This window comes from Catenulispora sp. GP43, assembly GCF_041260665.1.
In the GTDB taxonomy this organism is placed as follows: Bacteria; Actinomycetota; Actinomycetes; order Streptomycetales; family Catenulisporaceae; genus Catenulispora.
In genome coordinates this window covers 211074-230462 of sequence record NZ_JBGCCT010000010.1, presented here as the reverse complement: position 1 = coordinate 230462, position 19389 = coordinate 211074, and the positions used below count along the sequence as shown (strand labels likewise).

Here is a 19389-nt window from a genome sequence, read left to right as displayed (position 1 = left end):
TCCCTTGCCTGCCGGTCGGCCTCGTGGCCGGCCGTTGCCAACCGGTTGTCCTAGTACAGGCAGGGCAAACCCGGCTCTTTCGACCAGCAGGATCGGCGGAAGCCGGGCCGGAATCCGCGTTTGAAATCCCTGATTCGGGCACCCGGTTCACCACGCGTGTGCCGTGATCAGATTTTCGCCCGCACGATCGTGGGCGGCGGGCGAAAAGGAGAACCGATGGCCGGCAGTAGAGGGTTCTGGCGGGATGCCGACGGCAAAGTCGTCATCGCGCAGGCACCCAACATCCCGTTGATCGGCTGGTTGGTCTTCGCGGCCCTCGCCTGGATCTCGGGTGGCCACTGGCGGAGCGGAGCGGGCTTCGTCAGCTCGGCCTTCCTGTTCACCTGGGCCTACTTGGAGCTGACGCAGGGTGTGAACTACTTTCGGCGGCTCTTGGGACTGGTGGTCCTGGCCGTCGTCGTCGGCTCCCACCTGTGGTGACTATCCCTGGTCCGCAGCCGCCTGTTTCGTGTCCGCGGCTAGGGGTAGCCGGAGCGCGCTTCACTCGTGGTGTGAGGGATAGGCACAGGAGGCAGTCGCAAATGTCCGCTACCACCGATGCTCCGCAAAAACGTGTGCCGCACATGCCGAGCGATGTGACGCCGAACCTGTCGCTGTTCGAACGCTTCGCCACCGCCGCGGCGCACTTCGCGTCCCGGGCGTGGTTCTTCGCCGGCTGCCTGCTCCTGGTCATCGTGTGGGCGCCGAGCTTCTACATCGTCGGCAGTCTCGACACCTGGCAGCTCATCATCAACACCGCCACCACCATCGTGACCTTCCTCTTGGTGGCGCTGTTGCAGAACACCCAGACCCGCAGCGACCGGGCCACGCAGGACAAGCTCAACGCCCTGGCCGTCGGACTCAGTGAACTGATGACCCACATCGCCGACATCCACGATCGGGACGAGTTGCACGACGACGTCGCCGAGCTCAAGGCGGCGGTCGGACTGGAGGACAGCGAAAGCGCCTGAGCCGGGCTCAGCTGCCTTCAGGCTCTTCGACGACATCCTCCGTGCTTTCTTCCACAACGGGAAGGGTGAACGTGATGCGCGTGCCGTCCTGGTGGCCGGTGTCGACGCCGATGGTGCCGCCGTGGAAGTCCACGATCTTGCGGCACATCGCCAACCCGATGCCGCTGCCGGGGTAGGCGTCCTTGCCGTGGAGCCGCTGGAAGATCAGGAAGACTCTTTCGGCGTACTCCGGCGCGATACCGATGCCGTTGTCGGTGACCGCGAGATGCCACATCGGCCCGACGCGCTCCGCGCTCACCCGGATCCGCGGGGGCCGGTCGGGGGCGCGGAACTTGATCGCGTTCGCCAGCAGGTTCTGGAACAGCAGGGTCAGCTGCGTCGTGTCGCCGTTGACCGTGGGGAGCGGGTCGCTTTCGAACTCCGCTCCCGACTCCGCGGCCGCGATCTCCAGGTCGTCGACGGCGGCGGCGAAGCAGTCGTCGAGGTTGACGAGGGCGTGGTCGTGGTGGACCCGGCCGACTCGGGAGAAGGCGAGCAGGTCGGTGATGAGCTTCTGCATGCGTTCGGCGCCGTCGACCGCGTATCCGATGTACTGGTCGGCCCGGTCGTCGAGCTGTCCGGCGTAGCGGCGCTGGAGCAGTTGGCAGAAGCTTGCGACTTTGCGCAGCGGCTCCTGCAGATCGTGCGAGGCCACGTAGGCGAACTGTTCGAGCTCCTGGTTCGAGCGGCGCAGTTCTCGGGCCTGGGCGTCGAGTGCTTGGCGGTCCCGATTGGTGGCGATCAGTTCCTCGGCCAGACGCTCGCGCATGGCGTCGATGTCGAGGGCGAGTTCACGCAGGTCGGCCGGCCCGGTGGCGGCGACGGGGTGGCCGAAGTCGCCGGCGGTGACTTCGCGGGTGTCGGTCGAGATCATGGTGAGCGGCTTGGTCACCCCGCGCCGCAGCCCTTCGAAGACCAGGAGCACCAGGACCAGGACGGTCAGCCCGATCGCGGTGAACAGGGCGTCGCGCTGCGCGTACGCGTGCTTGATGGCGGCGGTCTCAACGGTGGTGGTGTTCTGCAGTTGAGACTGTTCGGCGCTCATCGCGGTGCGCAGCGCGTTGAACAGCGTCAGGCCTTCGCTGGCACGTTGCGCCGCGACGGCCGGTGGTGCGCCGGCCGGGGAGGCGGCGATGGGCGTGGCGATGCGTTCTTGCCAGGCGGCGGCACGGGACTGGACCGTGGCCAGGTCGGCCGCCTGCTGCCGATCACCCGCGGTCAGCGTGGTCAGGGCGGCGATGGCGTCGCGCTGCTCGGCCAGACCGTTGATGTAGGGCTGCAGGAACGGGGTCTGCCCGGTCAGGCCGTAGCCGCGGACGCCGGTCTCCTGGTTGATCATGGCGGCTTCCAGGCGGACGGAGGCGGTCAGGGCCGGCGCGGTGCGGTTGACCAGCCGGTCGGAGGTCGCGCTGGTGTGCTGGAAGTCGACGGCGATCAGGGCGGAGAGCGCGGCCAGCAGGATCAGGGCCGCGCCGGTGCCGAAGGCCAGGTAGCGCCGGGTCGTCCAGCCTCCGTCACGAGGCGCGCGACCGCGTCTCAGGTCGGGTCCGGCGGCGGTCGCCGCGGTCGCCGCAGAGGCCGCAGTGCGGCGGTGCCCGGGCACCTGCGCGCCGGAGTGGGACTGGTCGGGGCGGACAGCTTGGTCTTGCTGGCTCATCGCGTCCTCGAGACGTCCTGCGGCGTGGCGCGTAATGGCGTGGCGGGCGGTGTGGCGGTCACTCTACAGCGCCTATGACGCGTTGTTGTCTGGTGCGCGCCTGCTGCCCTACCTTGTGTGTGCGCCCTGGGTAGTGCTGAAAATGAGGAGTCGACCATGCCCGGTTACCCCCGTGACATCCTGCTGGTCGAGGACGATGAGGCCGACGCACTATTGATCCAGGACGCCCTCGAGCAGTTCGGCGACGAGCGCACCGTGACCCACATCGAGGACGGGGTCGCGGCGCTGGCGCACCTGCGCACCCCCGGCCGCGTGCGACCCGATCTGATCGTGATGGATCTGAACATGCCCCGGATGAACGGGCACGAGCTGCTGAAGATCCTCAAGACCGACAGCATTCTGCGTACGGTGCCGGTGGTGGTGCTCACCACCTCCAGCTTGTCGACCGACATCGAAGCGGCCTACGCCAACCACGCCAACGCCTACGTGACCAAGCCGGTGACCCTCGACGAGTTCACCCACGCGGTGCAGAGCATTGACGAGTTCTTCCTCAGGACGGCCACCACGCCCGCCGCGGCCTGAGCGCGCTCATCGGGACGCCCCGGGCGGTGGCAGTGGCGTTGGCGATTGCGGCGGACGGTCCGACGACGCGGGGTCCTGGCCGTCCCGCGGCCGTGGCGGACCGGCGGGCAGATGGCGCAGGTGCAGCACCGCGACGTCATCGCTGTCGCCCCGGCCGGAGCGGTCCCGGGTGGCGCTGATCAGGGCGTTGACGAACCGGCCGTCCGCCATGTCGGCCAACGCGTCCGCGGCGTCCAACATCCGCTCCTGGCCCCAGACTTCGTCGTCCTCGTCGCGGTTCTCGTACAGGCCGTCGGTGTAGAGGATGACCTCCCCGCCCGGGTCGACCGGCACTGTCGCGATCGGCCAGGTGGCGTCCGGGACGATGCCCAGCGGCGGGCCGTGCTCGTCCTCGTGCAGGCGGACCCGGCCGTTCAGGCGCGTGATGACGCCGGGGTGTCCGGCCCGGACCACCTGCGCCGCCGGCTCGCCCGGCCGCCACTGGAGGCTCACCAGCGTGGTGAAGACCGAGCGTGAGCCGCGCTCGGCTTTGTGGATCCGCTCGAGCTGCTGGACCAGCGCGGGGCCGCTGCTGCCGGTGAGTACCAGGGTGCGCCAGGCGACACGCAGGGCGGCGCCGAGCGCCGCCTCGTCCGGGCCGTGGCCGGACACGTCGCCTATCACCGCGTGGATGAGGCCGTCGTCGGTTTCGACGACGTCGAAGAAGTCTCCGCCGAGCAGCGCGCCCGCCCGGTGCGGCAGGTACTTCGAGCTCACCCGGATCGGTGCGCCGCGCAGCAGGGGAGTGGGCAGCAGCCCGCGTTCCAGCCGTTCGTTCTCCTGGGCCCGCCAGCGCGCCGTGAGTAGCTCCAACGCCGACTGTTCAGTGCGTTTGCGCTGGACGGCGTAGCGGATCGCGCGCCCGAACCACTCCGGTTCCACCTGGCCTTTGACCAGGTAGTCCTGGGCGCCGGACCGCATAGCGGCCAGACCTCCCGCGCGGTCGTCGAGCCCTGTCATCACCACGACGGCCGTGGTGGCCAGCGCCGGCAGCAGCTCGTCCAGACCGCTGAAGCCGTGCAGGTCGGGCAGATGCAGATCGAGGACCACACAGTCGACACGCGCCCGGCCGACGATCTCGACCGCCGCGGCCGCGCTCGTGACGCACTCGCTGGTGGCGGCCAATCCGGAGTCGGCGATGAGTTCCATGGTGAGCAGCGCGTCGCCCGGATCATCCTCGACCACGAGGACACGCAACTGCTCGTCCTGCGCACCAAGGTCGCGAGCGCCGGGAAGCGAGGGATGCGCCACGACCGAGTCGTCCACCCTGCACCCTCCTCGGACGCCTGCAGAGTGCGCCATGCCTTGCCGGGATCTCTTTTTGTCTCGCTGCATCCTAGGGGACTGGTGCCCCCGGCAACAGCGGGACGAGTGCGTGCCCGTACGTACTGCCGTTTGATCGGGCCAAGACCGGTCACCAGGCCCGATAGGAAGCGAGTAACGAATGACCGGGCGTGGACGCTGCAGACCGCATCGCGCGCCCGGAACACGGTGACGGGTCTGGCGCCTGCTCTTGGCCGCGGTCAGGTCAGGCCCGATACGGGCCGCTGATGAAGGAAGACGAGGACGACACATGAAGCGCGCACTCACTTTGGCCGCCGGCTTCGGCGTGGGATACGTCGTCGGCGCGAGGGCCGGCCGCGAGAAGTTCGATCAGATGAAGCTCGCGATGCACGACGTCGGCCGGCAGCCGGCCGTCGTCGAGATGCGGGAGAACCTGCAAGAACGCGTGGAGACCGCGTCCAAAGCCGTGGTCGACAAAGCCGCGGGTCTCGCGTCGGGGCTGACCGGGAAACTCCACAAGGGTTCGCACGACGAGGAGCCTTCGACCCCTGTGGCGCCCGCACCCCTGGTACCCGGTGAGTACCCCGCGGCGCCCACCGGCATCGGGCCGGATGGCGGTGTTTGAGGCGCTGAGCGTCGGGCACGCGGAGCCCTCACTGCCGCGGTGGCCCGGTCCCCGGCCACCCTCGCTGACGAAAAGAGGAGTGTGACCTGTGAGCACCGTCGAAGCGTCGGTGGAAGTCGACGTCCCGATAGACACCGCCTACAACCAGTGGACCCAGTTCGAGTCCTTCCCGCAGTTCATGAACGGGGTCGAGCAGGTGGTCCAGGTGGACGACCTGCACAATCACTGGGTGGTCAGGGTGGGAGGCGTGCGGCGGGAGTTCGACACCGAGATCACGGAACAGCGGCCCGACGAGCGGATCAGCTGGAGGAGCGTGGGCGGCGACGTCCAACAGGCCGGCAACGTCAGCTTCGAGCGTATGGATGAGACCCACACCCGCGTCACCATCCAGCTGGGATGGGATCCGGTGGGTTTGGCCGAGAAGGCCGGCAGCGCCGTCGGTCTGGACACCCACCAGGTGAAGGCCGACGCCCAGCGGTTCAAGGACTTCATCGAGGACCGCAACTCCCCGACCGGCGCGTGGCGCGGCGAGGTCGGCCCGCAGGCGCAGGCGCAGGCGCAGGCGCAGGCGCAGACGCAGGACAGGCTGGCGGGGCGCGATCCCATGTGATCCATTGCTAGTGCGGATGGAGAAGGCTTCGGGCTCGGTCGTGACCCGTGTGGGTCGGGACCGAGCCCGAAGGCGTTTTCGGCGACACGACCGGACTGTCACCCATTCGGCGGCGGGAGTTCGGCCACGACCGTTTACCTCCGATGATCTGGGGCACGGCGGGCCTTTCAGGCCCACGGCGCGGCCCTTCGCGGCGCTGGGCTGTCGTCGGCGCCCGCCGAACACGAAGTCGATCGTCATCCGGCTGGAGACTTCGCGACCGACGGCCCAACGAAAGGATTCGGCTCGATGACCGTCAACGATGTGAGCACCGGCACCATCGATCAGGATGCGGCCATGTCCGACGTCTTCGAACTCGCCCAGCAACTGCGCGTCGACGCGATCCGCTGCTCGACCGCCGTGGGCTCCGGCCACCCCACGTCGGGCATGTCCGCGGCCGACCTGATGGCCGTTCTGATGGCCAGGCACCTGAACTACGACCGGCAGCTCCCCGGCAATCCCGGAAACGACCATCTGATCTTCTCGAAGGGACACGCCTCACCGCTGCTGTACGCGATGTTCTGCGCGGCGGGGGCCGTCCCCGAGGACGAGTTGGTGAACACCTATCGGCGGGCCGGTAGCCGGTTGGAAGGGCATCCCACGCCGCGGCTGCCGTGGGTGGACGCCGCGACCGGCTCGCTCGGCCAGGGCATCGGGGTCGGCGTGGGCGTCGCCCTGGCCGCCAGGCTTCGGGGCGGCGACCGGCCCGCCTACCGGGTGTGGGTGCTGTGCGGGGATTCCGAGCTGGCCGAGGGATCGGTGTGGGAGGCCCTGGACGCGGCCCGCCGCCATGAGCTCGCCGGTCTCACCGTGATCGTGGATGTGAACCGGCTGGGCCAGCGCGGGCCGACCGAGCTGGAGTGGAACCTGGACGCCTACGCCCGCCGGGTCGAGGCGTTCGGGGCCCGGGCTATCCCGATCGACGGTCACGACCTGGGTCAGATCGACGGGGCCCTGGACCGCGCCGCCGACGCCGTGCGACCGACGGTGATCCTGGCCCGTACCCGCAAGGGCCGGGGCTTCTCAGAGGTCGAGGACAGCCCCGACTGGCACGGCAAGGCGCTGCCCGCGGACATGGCCGATCGAGCGATCGCCGGACTCGGCGGTGTGCGACGGCTTCGGGTCGCGGGCCGGACACCGCCCAGTGAGAAGGGCGAGCCCGTCGCCGTCCCGGCGGCGACCGAGGCGCTGCCGACGTTCGGCGGCGGCGAGGAGGTGGCACCGCGTAAGGCGTTCGGCGCCACACTGGCGGCGCTGGCCGAGCGCCCAGAGATCGTGGTCCTCGACGCGGAGGTGGGGAACTCCACCCACACCAACGACTTCGCGAAGGTCTGCCCGGACCGCTTCATCGAGAGCTACATCGCCGAGCAGCAGATGATCGCGACAGCCGTGGGCCTGTCGGCGGCCGGATACATGCCGTTCGCCACCACCTTCGCCGCTTTCCTGACCCGGGCCCACGACTTCATCCGGATGGCCGCGATCTCGCGCGCGAACATCGCTGTGGCCGGCACGCACTGCGGTGTCGAGATCGGCGAGGACGGCCCCTCGCAGATGGCCCTGGAAGACCTGGCCATGATGCGCGCGGTGCACGGATCGACCGTGCTCTACCCCGCCGACGCCACCGCCGCCGTGGCCCTCACCGCGACGTGTGCCGACCTGGTGGGCATCAGCTACCTGCGCCTCACCCGCGGGGCCTACCCGGTGATCTACCCGTCCACGGAGGAATTCCCGGTCGGCGGGTCCAAGGTGCTTCGGGGGAGCGACGCCGACGACGTCACGATCTTCGCCGCCGGCGTCACGGTCCACGAGGCGCTCAAGGCGCACGCCGAGCTGGCGGAGACGGGGATCCGGGCCTGCGTGGTCGACCTGTACTCGGTCAAGCCGCTGGACCAGCACACCGTGGCCGAGGCCGCGCTGACCAGCGCCGTGGTCGTCGCCGAGGACCATCACCCCGAAGGCGGTCTCGGAGAGGCGGTCCTGGCCACGCTCGCCGACCATGGCAACCAGGCCCCGGTCGCGCATCTGGCGGTGCGTCACATGCCCGATTCCCGGACACCGGCCGAACAGCTCGACGCCGCCGGAATCTCAGCGCCCCACATCGTCCAAGCCGTCCGACGTCTGCTGTCTGAACGGTTTCCTGAATCCGAGATGAAGGAGGAATCCCATGACCGCGAACAAGTTGCAGGGTAGGCGAATCGCTTTCCTGTTCACCGACGGAGTGGAAGAGTCCGAACTCACCGAGCCGCTCAAGGCGGTCAAGGAATCGGGTGGTACACCGGTTCTGGTCTCACCGGAGGCCGGCGAGAAGCAGATGATGCGGCACGCCGACAAGGGCGGCACGATCCGTTCCGAAACCGATGCCTCATCCGCCGACGCCACGGACTTCGACGGCCTGGTGATCCCCGGAGGTGTCGCCAATCCCGACTCCATGCGCACCGACCCGGCCGGCGTCCGGTTCGTCCTGGGTTTCTTCGAGGCGGACAAGCCGGTCGGCGTGATCTGCCACGGGCCCTGGATGCTCGCCGAGGCGGACGTGGTGCGCGGACGCACCGTCACCTCCTGGCCCAGCTTGCGCACGGACCTGCTCAACGCGGGCGCGACCTGGGTGGACGGGGAGGTCTGCGTCGACGGCGCCCTGGTGACCAGCCGCAACCCCGACGACCTGCCGGCGTTCTGCGCCGAACTCGTCGAGCAGTTCGCCAAGGGGGCCCGCGCGGCCGTATCCGGGTGACCGGCCCGGGCTTTGGATGCCGATGGCTATGGCGGATCACGAGCGAGATCCCGGTTCGCCGGCTCGGGACGAGAGGGCGGAGGAACGGGCTGACCGGAACTTGGCGGAGCTTCTTCAGGAACTCCGAGTGCTCCAGACCGGCGTCCAGATCATCTTCGCGTTTCTGCTCGGCATCGCGTTCACCGCGCGCTTCACGCAGCTCTCCCAGACACAGCAATACGTCTACGTCGCCGCGCTTCTCATGTCCGTCGTCTCGGTAGCCGTTCTGGCCGCGCCGGTCGCGATCCACCGCGGCGTGTTCCGCAGCGGGATGAAGGAGCGGGTCGTCACCCTCTCGACGCACTGTGCGCGGGTGGGAACGCTGTTCCTCTCCATCGCCCTGGACTGCGCAGTCTTCTTGATCATCGACGTCGTCCTCGGACGTGTAGCGGCTTCGATCATCACCGGGTGCGTGGCCGCGACGTTCCTCGCTTTGTGGTTCGTCTTCCCGTGGGCCCTGCGACGGTCCTGACTCGCGTTCAGCCTTCCCGCTACAGAAGGAAGACCGTGACCACGGCGATGGCTCCGCCGACAGCGTACGAGGCGTAGTCGTTGACCGATCCGTTGTGCACCGCGCGGAGCAGCTCCAGGATCTCGGCGAAGGCGAGGGCTCCGTACACCGTGTGCATCAGTCGCTCTCCTCGGGGAGGTACCGCTCCAGCGGGCCGTTGATGCGCTCGCGGGCCACCTCCGGGTCGCGCGGCGGCACGTCGACGGCGTGGTACTGCAGCCGCCCACGGGAGCGGTCCACGTCGACGATCTGGTTGTCCACGATCAGGGAGCTGACGACGCCGACGGTGGTCACCCGAGCTCGCTGCGCTGCGTGGTCGGCACGATGACCATCCCGGAGCGCAGCTGCCGCCGCAGCGACGGCGACCAGATGCGGCGCGCCAGCCGCACGTTGGCGACGACCACCCGGCCGAGGGCGACGAATGTCAGCCCGGCCACCCGCTTGGCGACCCGCGGGTCCAGCAGCCGCCAGGGGCCGGCCACCGCGCCGAGCGGTGCGAGCACGACCGCGACGGCCACGCTGACCGCCGCCCCGACCGCGATCTGCTCCGCGGTCCGCGTCCAGGTCAACAGCACCCAGACGATCATGGACCAGCAGGCCAGCGCGAACGTGCGTTTGGCCGCTGTGCGGATGACGGCTGTGCTGAAGTCGGTCATCGGGTCCCTCCAGGCAGGCGTCTTCTTCGCGAGGCGGCTGGCGTTGGCGCCATACCCGGGAGCCTTTGGACCGCTTCCCGGATTGCTCCGATCGGGGCCTCGATCTGTGCCTGTCTGCGGTGCCTATCTGCTGGGCGCTCGGTCGTCATCCGCCAAGCGGTAGGCCTTCTCGGCCATCTCGGCAGCGTGACGGAGCCGCTCGTGTTCCTGGTGGAGCTGGCCCGGGCCGGGTTCCAGCCGGTCCTCGTCCTCGGCCACATCAGTGTCCGTATCCGGTACCTGCGGTACGTGCTCGGCCTCGTGTTCCTCGACGCGGTTCTTAGCCTGTTCTCGCAGAAGGAACGGCAAGTCCTGAGTCACTACGTCCACCTCTTCCGTCGTCTCGGGGTCGGCGAGCCCATCGCATACCCCGGGCACGGCTGGACATGCGTGCCGGCAGTTCCTCCGTCCCCGCCGCGGAAATCCACCAGCTCGGGTAGTTACCTTGATTTAATTAAGATAAAGTAACTAGTTGTGGACGAGACCGGTCGGGCTGCAGCCGACGCTCAAGAGCTCGCAGCGGAGTTGCAACTGGTCGTGGGCCGCACCGCGCGCAGTCTGCGGCAGGCCCACGCCGTGGGCAACGTGGCGCTCTCCGAGCTGTCCGTCCTGTCCCGGCTGGAACGGGAGGGCCCGGACTCGCCCGGCTCGCTCGCCGAGGCGGAGCGCGTACGGCCGCAGGCGATGGCGGTGACCTTGGCGACCCTGGAGGAGCGGGGCCTGGTGAGCCGTCGGCAGCATCCCGGTGACGGCCGTCGCGTGGTCATCGCCGTGACCGGCGCGGGCCGGACCCTGCTGGTCGAGCGCCGGTCCGAATCGGTGCGGCGGATAGCGGCAGTCCTCGACGCGGAATTCACGCCGGCCGAACGGGACGTGATGCTCGCCGTACTGCCGCTGATGAACCGGCTCGCGGAGCGACTGTGAGATCCGCGTCGAAGGAACGGTCCGGCGTCCGCGTCAAGGACAGCCACCTTAGAGACGGCCGCTACAAGTGGATCGCGCTGTCCAACACGACCCTGGGCGTGCTGATCGCGGCCGTCGACAGTTCGATCGTGATCATCTCGCTGCCCGCGATCTTCCGCGGCATCGGCCTGGACCCGCTCGCCCCGGGCAACATCGGCTACCTGCTCTGGATGATCCTGGGCTACCTGCTGGTCTCCGCGGTGCTCGTGGTCGCTCTGGGCCGGCTCGGCGACATGTTCGGCCGGGTGCGGATGTACAACATGGGATTCGCGATCTTCGCCTGCGCCTCGCTGGCCCTGTCGGTCGACCCGTTGAAGGGCGGCAGCGGTGCGCTGTGGCTGATCGGGTTCCGCGTCGTCCAGGCCGTCGGCGGATCCATGCTGACCGCGAACTCCGCGGCCATCCTCACCGACGCCTTCCCGGCGCGCCAGCGCGGCATGGCGCTGGGCGTCAACCAGATCACCGCGCTCGCCGGGATGTTCCTCGGGCTGCTGGCCGGCGGCCTGCTGGCGGCGATCGACTGGCGCGCGGTGTTCTGGGTCAGCGTGCCGATCGGGGTCATCGGCACCATCTGGTCCTACCGCAGCCTGCGGGAGGTCGGCACCCGCAAGCCCGGCCGCATCGACTGGGTCGGCAACCTCACCTTCACCGCCGGGGCCGGTGCGCTGCTGGCCGCCATCACCTACGGCATCCAGCCCTACGGCGGCCACTCGACCGGCTGGACGAACCCCCTGGTCCTGGGCGGTCTGGCCGGCGGATTCCTGCTCCTGGTCGTGTTCTGCGTCGCCGAGACCCGGATCGCCGATCCGATGTTCAACCTCGGGCTGTTCCGCATCCGCGCCTTCGCCGCCGGGAACCTGGCGGCGCTGCTGATCGCGATCTCCCGCGGCGGGCTGCAGTTCATGCTGATCATCTGGCTCCAGGGCATCTGGCTGCCGCTGCACGGCTACGCCTTCGAACGCACCCCGCTGTGGGCCGGCATCTTCATGCTGCCGCTGACCGTCGGGTTCCTGATCGCCGGACCACTGTCCGGGTACCTGTCGGACCGGTTCGGCGCGCGCCTGTTCTCCACCAGCGGGCTGATAGTGGTCGCCGCCGCGTTCGTCGGCCTGCTGCTGTTGCCGGTGGACTTCCCGTATCCGGCCTTCGCGGGCCTGCTGCTGCTCAGCGGGATCGGCCAGGGGATGTTCTCGGCCCCGAACACCTCGGCGATCATGGGCAGCGTGCCGCCGGACCAGCGCGGCGTGGCCTCCGGGATGCGCGCGACGTTCCAGAACTCCGGCACCGCGCTGTCGATCGGCCTGTTCTTCTCCCTGATGATCACGGGCCTGGCCGGCACGCTGCCGCACACCCTGGGCACGGGCCTGCAGGCGCAAGGCGTGCCGGCCGACACCGCCCACCAGGTCGCGGGACTGCCGCCGGTGAGCACGCTGTTCGCCACGTTCCTCGGCAACAACCCGATCTCCCACCTGCTCGCGCCCAGCGGCGTCCTGCACACGCTGCCGGCCCACAACGTCCAGACCCTGACCGGCGACCGGTTCTTCCCCGAACTCGTCTCCGGGCCCTTCCACCACGGACTGGTCATCGTCTTCAGCGCGGCGGCGGCGATGTCGCTGGTCGGGGCGCTCGCCTCGGTGCTGCGCGGTCGCCACCACCAGGCCGGACCGGACCAGCCGGCCGCTTCGACGAAAGGATCGTGAACGTGTCAGACGCCGCCCTCCTCGTGATGGACGTGCAGCGTGCCATCGTGGACCGCTTCCCGGACGCCGACTACCTGCCGCGCCTCCGGAGCGCGATCGACGGCGCCCGGACGGCCGGCGTCCCCGTCATCTACGTGGTGGTCGGGTTCCGGCCCGGGCACCCGGACGTCAGCCGGCGCAACAAGACCTTCGCCGCCTTGTCGCAGACCGGCGCGTTCGCCGAAGGCGATGCCGGTGCCCGGATCCACCCGGACGTCGCGCCGCTGCCCGGGGAGGTCGTCGTCACGAAGAAGCGGGTGAGTGCCTTCGCCGGCAGCGATCTCGACGTCGTGCTCCGGGCCGGCGAGATCCGGCACCTGGTGCTCACCGGCATCGCCACCAGCGGTGTCGTGCTGTCCACGCTTAGGCAGGCCGCCGACCTGGACTTCGGTCTTACTGTCTTGGCCGACGGCTGCCTGGACGGCGACCCGGAGGTGCACCGGGTGCTCACCGAGAAGGTGTTCCCGCGGCAGGCCGACGTCGTCAGCGTTGAGGAGTGGGTCAAGACTCTCGGCGGATGACCGGCTGGCCGGCTGAAGCGGCATCGGTGCCGCTGCGAGCGCGGCATCATCGCCGACACGCACGGCCCGGATATCCCTGACGATCTTGTCGAGGATCCATGCACCGGAAGGAGCACACCTCACCCGGCTGCTCGCAAAAATCTGTAGCCGGTGATGTAGACATTCACGGCCCGCGTGGGTATGGTTTCTGTCGTAGGCGAAGCAGTCGATTGGGCGCGACAGACACGAACTGGCGCGAGCAGGACGGCAATAGGGTTCCGAAGCCAGCAGTACCGGCCCAGGGACCGACAGCCGGGAAGAGCCCGGAGCTGCCGAGAAGTACCGCATGTGTAGTACCCGGTCAGTAGGACCCGTAGAGAACAGGAGGAAACACACCATCAGGATCGCCCGGACGGCACATCGTGTCCGGGTGGGCAGGTCAGGCCCCGGATTGGAAGGTGGTCCCCGGTCAGCAGTCCGAGATCCCCGCGCCACGGCATAGGCAAGCGCCCGCGCGGAAAAGTAAGCCGACGACTCGTCGGTAGGTAGATGGTGTTAATTCCCTCAGGGCCCGGTGCCGTACGGCACCGGGCCCTTTACCGCGTTCCAGCGCAGATAAGGTGCAAGTGACAGACAGAATCAACCCCACCCCGGCCGACCGGCTGGACGATGACGACTATCCGGCCTACACCATGGGCCGGGCCGCCGAGATGATCGGCGCCACGCCCGCCTTCCTGCGGGCACTGGGCGAAGCCAAACTGTTCGTCCCGTTGCGCTCTGAAGGCGGCCACCGCCGCTACTCCCGCTACCAGCTGCGCCTCGCCGCCCGCGCTCGCGAACTCGTCGATACCGGAACCCCCGTCGACGTCGCCTGCCGGATCATCGTCCTGGAAGACCAGCTGCAGGAAGCCCACCGGCTCAACGAGCAACTCCGCCAGGCCGCTCAAGCAGACTCCGGCCCAGCACCGGGGTCATAGTGCAAGTGCGGGGGAAGCGACAGATCACTGAGCGTGAGCTCCCGATCGATATCCGATGGGCGACAGAACGATCGCGGTCGAGGCGGGTCAGTTCGCCTCGTGACCAGATCGGATGTCGACGAGGATCTGCTCGGCAGGCGTGAGGCTGCCGGCTCGGACGGCATGGGCCATCGCGTCGCGTGCCGCCTCCGGCGTCGCATGCGGTGGCACCACCAGCAGCGAGAAGAGCTCTTCGTCGGCCCGGGTGATCAGAACGGTGTCGTCACCGATCGGGAAGGAGTCGATGCGCACCACACGGCCGTCGACGACCAGCCGCGTCGGAAGATCTTCCCAGGCCGCCGCGTCCAGCCCCACGCGGGTGATCGGGCCGAGGTACTCGGTCAGAGCGCTCACCAGAGCGGGCAGCTCGGTGCCGATGTCGCGGGACCGTGGCCACCACGCCCCGTCGAGGGCGCCCTCGCGTGACCGTGTCGTCTCAAGGCGAAGCAGCGCCGTCCCCGGCCGCACTCCCTGGTAGACCGCACTCGGCAGAACCGCGGAGGCAGGGGGAACATCGGAGTCAGCCATAGCGTGACCTCCGCTTTCGGTCCGGCGGCCCGGTAAGCACCAAGTCCGCCGTCTTCCAGGCTACGCCGCAGGCACTATTGTGCATTTTCCGCCGAGAACCTCCTGCCGACGGCCGTGCCCGCCCAAGCCCGTCCCGCAGGTCGACCGATAGCCGGTTAGCGACCTGGTAGCTGAGCTCACGGGGGCCAACTTGTGGCGCGAGGTGGAGAGCCGACTGAAGAAGCCGGGCGCCGGCCTGCCCGGAGGGCTGATCGAGATCGACGACACCGCCCGATTGGCGCCGGCCCGCAGTTGCTGAGAGTAGGCGGCGTCCGGCAACTCTCGTGCTGGACGCCGTCCGTCGTTCTCGATCGGGGCAATGCTGAGGGGTGCCGTTGTGCGGCCTGATGGTGCGTTGTGAGGGCTACTGATCCGTTTGGTGTGGCATCCCCGGATCCACCATGCGCCCGATGAAGTTTCTCGTTTGTGGATGCCGCCGGCCACGAGCCGCTCTGCGTGCAGGAGTGCGATATCCGCGAGCGCGATGCCGACTGCCTCGGCGGCGGGGGTGGGACGGTGGATGGCGCGCACTATGTACTGGCCGGAGACCGGTAGGTCCAGGACGGTGCAGTTCTGCAGCCAGTCGGCGTAGAACCAGGGTGCGATGGCGGCGCCCAGGCCTGCGGCGGCCATGGCTTCGAGCGTGCCGGGGCTGATGGCCAGGTGCACGGTCGACGGGGCGATGGCGTGGAGGTCGGCCAGGCGGCGGAAGCACCGGCCGCAGGCCGAGGTGGGTGGGGCGCCGATCCAGGGTTTGCCGGTCAGTTCTTCGACAGTGTTCGGGATGTCCCAGGAGGAGGGGATGATGATCCGGTACTGATCTTGGGTGAGTATGCGGGCGATGTAGCCGGGTGGCAGGGGGACCGCGGTGTCGCGGTCGTCCTTGAGGACCATGACGTCGAGGCTTCCGGCGCGCAGCATCCGCAGGCCTTCGGTTTCCTCCACCTCGACGATCGTGGGCCGGAGTTCCGGGTGCCGCTCAGCGAGCGCGGGCACAACGTGTGCGACCGCTGCCATCGTCCTGCCGGCGGGCGGGATGGCGATGATGATCGGTCCGGAGACGCTGCCGGTCAGTGACGTCAGTTCGCGCTCGGCATCAGCCAAGGATTCGCCGATCCGGGCACCGGCGCGGGCCAGGATCCGCCCGGCCTCGGTGAGTTCCAGCCGCCCCGGGACGCGATCCACGAGCGGGGCCTGGACCTCCTGCTCCAGTTTCGCAAGCTGCTGCGATACCGCGGACCGGGTGCGCCCGAGACGTCGAGCGGCCTGCCCGAGGCTGCCGCTCTCCGATATCGCCTGCAGCAACAGCAGTCGGCGCGGGTCCAAGTCCATGCCCCCATTAGCGCGGCTGTAGGGGCCGCTTAGCAAATCTGGCTACTGATCGAGGCTCCGCTATGCGACTCTGGCGGTCATGGCTCGGATGACCTTTATCCCGTTTGCCGGAACTATCCGCATGAACACCGCTCCTGATGTCTCGAAACCACGTCAGAAGCCTGCCAAACGGGACAGGCGACACGGGGAAGGAAACGAGGACCGCGATGTATCCGCTGGGCGCCGGTGATCCGCGAACTATGGGCGAGTATCGGTTGTTGGCGCGACTTGGTGACGGTGGTATGGGAACCGTCTATTTGGGGCGGACCCCTGGCGGGCGTAATGTCGCGGTGAAGCTGATCCGCAGGGAGTACGCGGCTGATCAGGAGTTCCGGCGTCGTTTCCGGCAGGAGGTCGCTGCGGCCCGCCGGGTCAGCGGCCGGTGGACGCCTCCGGTGTTGGACGCTGATACCGAGGGCTCGCAGCCCTGGGTGGCCACCGCTTACGTCCCGGGCCCTGATCTGTCCCAGGCGGTGCGGCAGTTCGGGCCGCTGCCGACCTCCACGGTCTGCGCCCTCGGTGTGGGCTTGGCCGAGGGGCTGCTGGCGGTTCACGGCGCGGGCCTGGTCCACCGTGATCTCAAGCCGTCGAATGTGCTGTTGTCCGTGGACGGCCCCCGCATGATTGACTTCGGTATCGCCCGGGCATTGGACGGCAGCGCTACCGCATTGACCCAGACCGGTTCCGTCATCGGCTCACCCGGCTACATGGCACCCGAGCAAGCATCGGGTCAGCCCGCTGGACCACCCAGTGACGTCTTCTCGCTGGGCGCGGTGCTGGCGACAGCAGCCACCGGCAGGTCCCCGTTCGGTCAGACAGGCGACCCGGTCGCCGCCATGTACAAGGTCCTGCACGACCAGCCCGACCTGGACGGCCTGCCCGACCCCTTACACGAGGCCGTCGAGGCCTGCCTGCAGAAGGACCCGGCCCGCAGACCGTCCCCACAACAGGTACGGGACCTGCTCCACAGCGGCTCTCCGGTCACGGTCGGACAGCCTGGATGGCTACCGCCTGCGATCTCTGATTCGGTGGCGAGGCTGGCCACCGAACTGCTCCACCTGGAAACACCCGAGATCCAGGCCCCGCCACCGCCCGCGCCTACCTCGCCACCGCCTTGGCCGACGATGACCGCCACGCGCCTTGGGTCGCCTGGCGTCACCGCAGTACCCGCCGCCCCGGTTGTGAGCCAGCGTCCACGCCGTAGCGGCCTGCTGGCAGCAACCATACTGGTCATAGCTGTCGCCATGGCTGGGACGGCGTGGGCAGTCCTGGGGGACAGGTCGCACCAGAACACCGCGGGGAACACGCAGCTGGGCGCCATACCGAGTACCCCGGCCGGCGCCGGTCCAGGTGCCGCAGCCGGAAACGTACCGACCACGTCAGCCGCCGTTGGGGGAGGTGGGTCCGCAGGAACCGCAACTCCCGCCGGCACACCGGGCAGCGGCAGCGTTCCAGCGGCCATCCTGGGTAAATGGTCAGGAATCGCCTACCCGGCCGCTGGAGTACAGGCCAGCGTCGAGGTCACCATTGTCCAAGGCAGCGTGGGCGAGACTGTCGAGCATTCCGCCGTCACCTACACCTACATCAGCACTTCGTGCACCGGGCAAGGAGTCCTGGCTTCCGCCTCCTCCCAGGAAATCGTGGTGACAAACTCCAACTCCAGCACCAACGCGATGTGCGGCAGCCTTGAGGGAACCGCGCCGGTGCAAGTGACGTACCGGCTGAACACCAGTGGCACCCTGCAGGCCAGCATGGGCGCCAGCACTGCCGAACTCACCAAACAGAGCTGAAGTCGAAGGCGCTCGGGGCTGGTTTCCAGCGTATGGTCGCCGACGGCAGGGAGTGGCATCGCTCGTCCAGCGAGGCTGTGGGTGCCGAATCCGTCGTCTGTGGTGGTTGGGGAAGTTTGGTCTGCTGGGGTCGGCAGCGGTCTCTGTTCTCTGATCGGCCGCATGTCCTGGGTGTTGTGGTGCGAATGCCGCGTGGTGTCGACGGGCTGTACTGCTGCTTTGGGTACTGCTTCCGCCGGCCGGATCGCAGCGCTGCGCTCCCGGTGATAGGACGAGAGAGATCGGAGGCGGACATGTCGGTCTGGAGGCTGCGGGACATCCACGACGACGACCTGGACCAGGTGATCCGGTTGTGGGACCAGGGCCGCCAGTCCGAAGTGGACCATCCGGTGTTCCCCGTCTCGGAGGTCATCGCCGCCGCACGCGGCGGTCAGCCCGCCGTGGTCGCCGTGGCCGGACCGGAGCTGGTGGGCCTGGCCGTGGCCGGTGCCGACGGTGAACGGGCCTGGATCATGCTGGTGGCGCTGAGCGACGCGTGGCGGGACCAAGGCCTTGGCAGCGCGTTGATCGCCGAGGTGGAGCAGCGGCTGCGGCAAAAGGGAGTGCGCCGGATCAGCGCCCTGCTCGCCCCCGGAGCCACCGGCGCCTCGGCCCTGGAGAACTCCGGCTATCGGCAGGTGAACGGTCTGATCTATTACGAGAAGGTGGAACGCCTCGGTGCCGGCGACGCCGGATTGCTGAACGAGCTCGGCGGGCGGATCCTCCCGCGCGGGCTCTGGGCGGGCCTGGCCGGGATGCGCGAGGCCAAGGACGCGATCGAGCGGCGGATCGTGCTGCCTTTGGCCGAACCGGAGGCGGCCGAGCGCCACGGGGTGCGCCCGCCCAAGGCCGTGATCCTGTTCGGGCCGCCCGGGACGGGCAAGACCAGCTTCGCCAAAGCCGTCGCCTCGCGCCTGAGCTGGCCGTTCGTGGAGCTGTTCCCGTCGCGGCTGAGCACCGAGGCCGACGGCGGTCTGGCCGCGGCGCTACGGCATACGTTCGCGGATCTGACGGGGTTGGAAAGCGTGCTGCTGTTCATTGACGAGGTCGAGGAGATCGCCGCCGCCCGCTCCGGCACAGCGGTCGATGCCGGCCACGGCGTGACCAACGAGCTGCTCAAACTCATCCCGGCCTTCCGGGACCACGACAACCGGCTCCTGATCTGCGCGACGAACTCCCTGCGCACTTTGGACCCGGCGTTCCTGCGCCCGGGCCGGTTCGACTACATCATCCCGGTCGGGCCGCCAGACGCCGGGGCCCGCGCCGCGATCTGGCGGCGCTATCTCGGCCCCGCGGCGGACACCGTGGATCTGGAGCAGCTGGTGGCGGCCACCGAGATGTTCACCCCGGCCGACATCGAGTCCGCGGCGCGCAAGGGCGCCCAACACGCATTCGAACGCGAAGTCAGGACCGGGGTCGGCGACCCGGCTGGCACAGAGGAATACCTGAGCGCCGTGGCCGATACCCGGCCCACCCTGACCGAGGAGGCGCTGGCCGGATTCCATGAGGACATCGCGCTCTACGAGCGGGGGTGACGGATCTG

General features: G+C 68.9%; 22 protein-coding genes. 14 read left to right on the top strand and 8 right to left on the bottom strand.

Annotation, left to right across the window (positions count from 1 at the left end; translation table 11 throughout):
* Positions 1-216 precede the first annotated feature (216 nt).
* A complete protein-coding gene (locus ABH926_RS22245) occupies positions 217-480 on the top strand; it encodes a hypothetical protein (RefSeq protein ID WP_370367627.1) in 264 nt (87 codons plus the stop codon).
* A gap of 143 nt (positions 481-623) precedes the next feature.
* A complete protein-coding gene (locus ABH926_RS22240) occupies positions 624-1010 on the top strand; it encodes a low affinity iron permease family protein (RefSeq protein WP_370367626.1) in 387 nt (128 codons plus the stop codon).
* A gap of 7 nt (positions 1011-1017) precedes the next feature.
* Here the strand turns inward: ABH926_RS22240 and ABH926_RS22235 are convergent, their stop codons facing one another.
* Positions 1018-2706: an ATP-binding protein gene (locus ABH926_RS22235; protein WP_370367625.1), complete on the bottom strand. Its 1689-nt coding sequence runs from the start codon at positions 2704-2706 to the stop codon at positions 1018-1020.
* Positions 2707-2862: 156 nt separating this feature from the next.
* Here ABH926_RS22235 and ABH926_RS22230 point away from each other — a divergent pair, with 156 nt between their 5' ends.
* Positions 2863-3288: a response regulator gene (locus tag ABH926_RS22230; RefSeq protein ID WP_370367624.1), complete on the top strand. Its 426-nt coding sequence runs from the start codon at positions 2863-2865 to the stop codon at positions 3286-3288.
* A 6-nt stretch (positions 3289-3294) separates the two neighbouring features.
* Here ABH926_RS22230 and ABH926_RS22225 read toward each other — a convergent pair whose 3' ends face one another.
* Positions 3295-4593: a PP2C family protein-serine/threonine phosphatase gene (locus tag ABH926_RS22225; protein ID WP_370367623.1), complete on the bottom strand. Its 1299-nt coding sequence runs from the start codon at positions 4591-4593 to the stop codon at positions 3295-3297.
* Positions 4594-4900: 307 nt separating this feature from the next.
* Here ABH926_RS22225 and ABH926_RS22220 point away from each other — a divergent pair, with 307 nt between their 5' ends.
* The 5 genes from ABH926_RS22220 (at position 4901) to ABH926_RS22200 (ending at position 9127) form a co-directional block, all read left to right on the top strand.
* Positions 4901-5236: a hypothetical protein gene (locus tag ABH926_RS22220; RefSeq protein WP_370367622.1), complete on the top strand. Its 336-nt coding sequence runs from the start codon at positions 4901-4903 to the stop codon at positions 5234-5236.
* 88 nt (positions 5237-5324) lie between these two features.
* Complete coding sequence (locus ABH926_RS22215) at positions 5325-5846, top strand: SRPBCC family protein (RefSeq protein WP_370367621.1); 522 nt, start codon at positions 5325-5327, stop codon at positions 5844-5846.
* A gap of 288 nt (positions 5847-6134) precedes the next feature.
* Positions 6135-8075 carry a transketolase gene (locus ABH926_RS22210; protein WP_370367620.1) on the top strand — a complete coding sequence of 647 codons (1941 nt, stop codon included), beginning with the start codon at positions 6135-6137 and terminating at the stop codon, positions 8073-8075.
* Complete coding sequence (locus ABH926_RS22205) at positions 8050-8616, top strand: type 1 glutamine amidotransferase domain-containing protein (RefSeq protein WP_370367619.1); 567 nt, start codon at positions 8050-8052, stop codon at positions 8614-8616. Before ABH926_RS22210 ends, ABH926_RS22205 begins: the two co-directional genes overlap by 26 nt.
* Positions 8617-8644: 28 nt before the next feature.
* A complete protein-coding gene (locus tag ABH926_RS22200) occupies positions 8645-9127 on the top strand; it encodes a DUF6328 family protein (RefSeq protein WP_370367618.1) in 483 nt (160 codons plus the stop codon).
* 19 nt (positions 9128-9146) lie between these two features.
* Here the strand turns inward: ABH926_RS22200 and ABH926_RS22195 are convergent, their stop codons facing one another.
* The 4 genes from ABH926_RS22195 to ABH926_RS22180 form a co-directional block, all read right to left on the bottom strand.
* On the bottom strand, positions 9147-9284 hold the full coding sequence (locus ABH926_RS22195) for a hypothetical protein (protein WP_370367617.1): 138 nt from the start codon (positions 9282-9284) through the stop codon (positions 9147-9149).
* Positions 9284-9460, bottom strand: a complete 177-nt coding sequence (locus tag ABH926_RS22190) for a hypothetical protein (RefSeq protein ID WP_370367616.1) — start codon at positions 9458-9460, stop codon at positions 9284-9286. The genes ABH926_RS22195 and ABH926_RS22190 overlap by 1 nt, the downstream gene beginning before the upstream one ends.
* Positions 9457-9822 (bottom strand): Na+/H+ antiporter subunit E, encoded by a 366-nt coding sequence (locus ABH926_RS22185; RefSeq protein WP_370367615.1) that lies wholly within the window; start codon positions 9820-9822, stop codon positions 9457-9459. The genes ABH926_RS22190 and ABH926_RS22185 overlap by 4 nt, the downstream gene beginning before the upstream one ends.
* 123 nt (positions 9823-9945) lie before the next feature.
* Complete coding sequence (locus tag ABH926_RS22180; protein ID WP_370367614.1) at positions 9946-10182, bottom strand: hypothetical protein; 237 nt, start codon at positions 10180-10182, stop codon at positions 9946-9948.
* Positions 10183-10335: 153 nt separating this feature from the next.
* On the opposite strand from ABH926_RS22180, the gene ABH926_RS22175 reads away from it, so the two are divergent.
* The 4 genes from ABH926_RS22175 (at position 10336) to ABH926_RS22160 (ending at position 14040) form a co-directional block, all read left to right on the top strand.
* Positions 10336-10785, top strand: coding sequence for a MarR family winged helix-turn-helix transcriptional regulator (locus ABH926_RS22175; RefSeq protein ID WP_370367613.1), 450 nt, complete (start codon positions 10336-10338; stop codon positions 10783-10785).
* 71 nt (positions 10786-10856) lie between these two features.
* Positions 10857-12524, top strand: coding sequence for an MFS transporter (locus tag ABH926_RS22170; protein ID WP_370367735.1), 1668 nt, complete (start codon positions 10857-10859; stop codon positions 12522-12524).
* A gap of 2 nt (positions 12525-12526) precedes the next feature.
* Positions 12527-13084, top strand: a complete 558-nt coding sequence (locus ABH926_RS22165; RefSeq protein ID WP_370367612.1) for a cysteine hydrolase family protein — start codon at positions 12527-12529, stop codon at positions 13082-13084.
* 671 nt (positions 13085-13755) lie between these two features.
* Positions 13756-14040, top strand: a complete 285-nt coding sequence (locus tag ABH926_RS22160) for a MerR family transcriptional regulator (protein WP_370367734.1) — start codon at positions 13756-13758, stop codon at positions 14038-14040.
* Between the two features lie 87 nt (positions 14041-14127).
* Here the strand turns inward: ABH926_RS22160 and ABH926_RS22155 are convergent, their stop codons facing one another.
* On the bottom strand, positions 14128-14607 hold the full coding sequence (locus ABH926_RS22155; protein ID WP_370367611.1) for a DUF5994 family protein: 480 nt from the start codon (positions 14605-14607) through the stop codon (positions 14128-14130).
* 60 nt (positions 14608-14667) lie between these two features.
* The gene (locus tag ABH926_RS22150) at positions 14668-15978 is read right to left on the bottom strand and encodes a LysR family transcriptional regulator (RefSeq protein ID WP_370367610.1); all 1311 of its coding nucleotides are present in this window, start codon (positions 15976-15978) and stop codon (positions 14668-14670) included.
* A 206-nt stretch (positions 15979-16184) separates the two neighbouring features.
* Between ABH926_RS22150 and ABH926_RS22145 the strand changes: the two genes are divergently transcribed.
* Entirely contained in the window at positions 16185-17807 is a 1623-nt protein-coding gene (locus ABH926_RS22145) for a serine/threonine-protein kinase (RefSeq protein WP_370367609.1), read from the top strand.
* A 293-nt stretch (positions 17808-18100) separates the two neighbouring features.
* A complete protein-coding gene (locus tag ABH926_RS22140) occupies positions 18101-19381 on the top strand; it encodes an ATP-binding protein (RefSeq protein ID WP_370367608.1) in 1281 nt (426 codons plus the stop codon).
* Positions 19382-19389 lie beyond the last annotated feature (8 nt).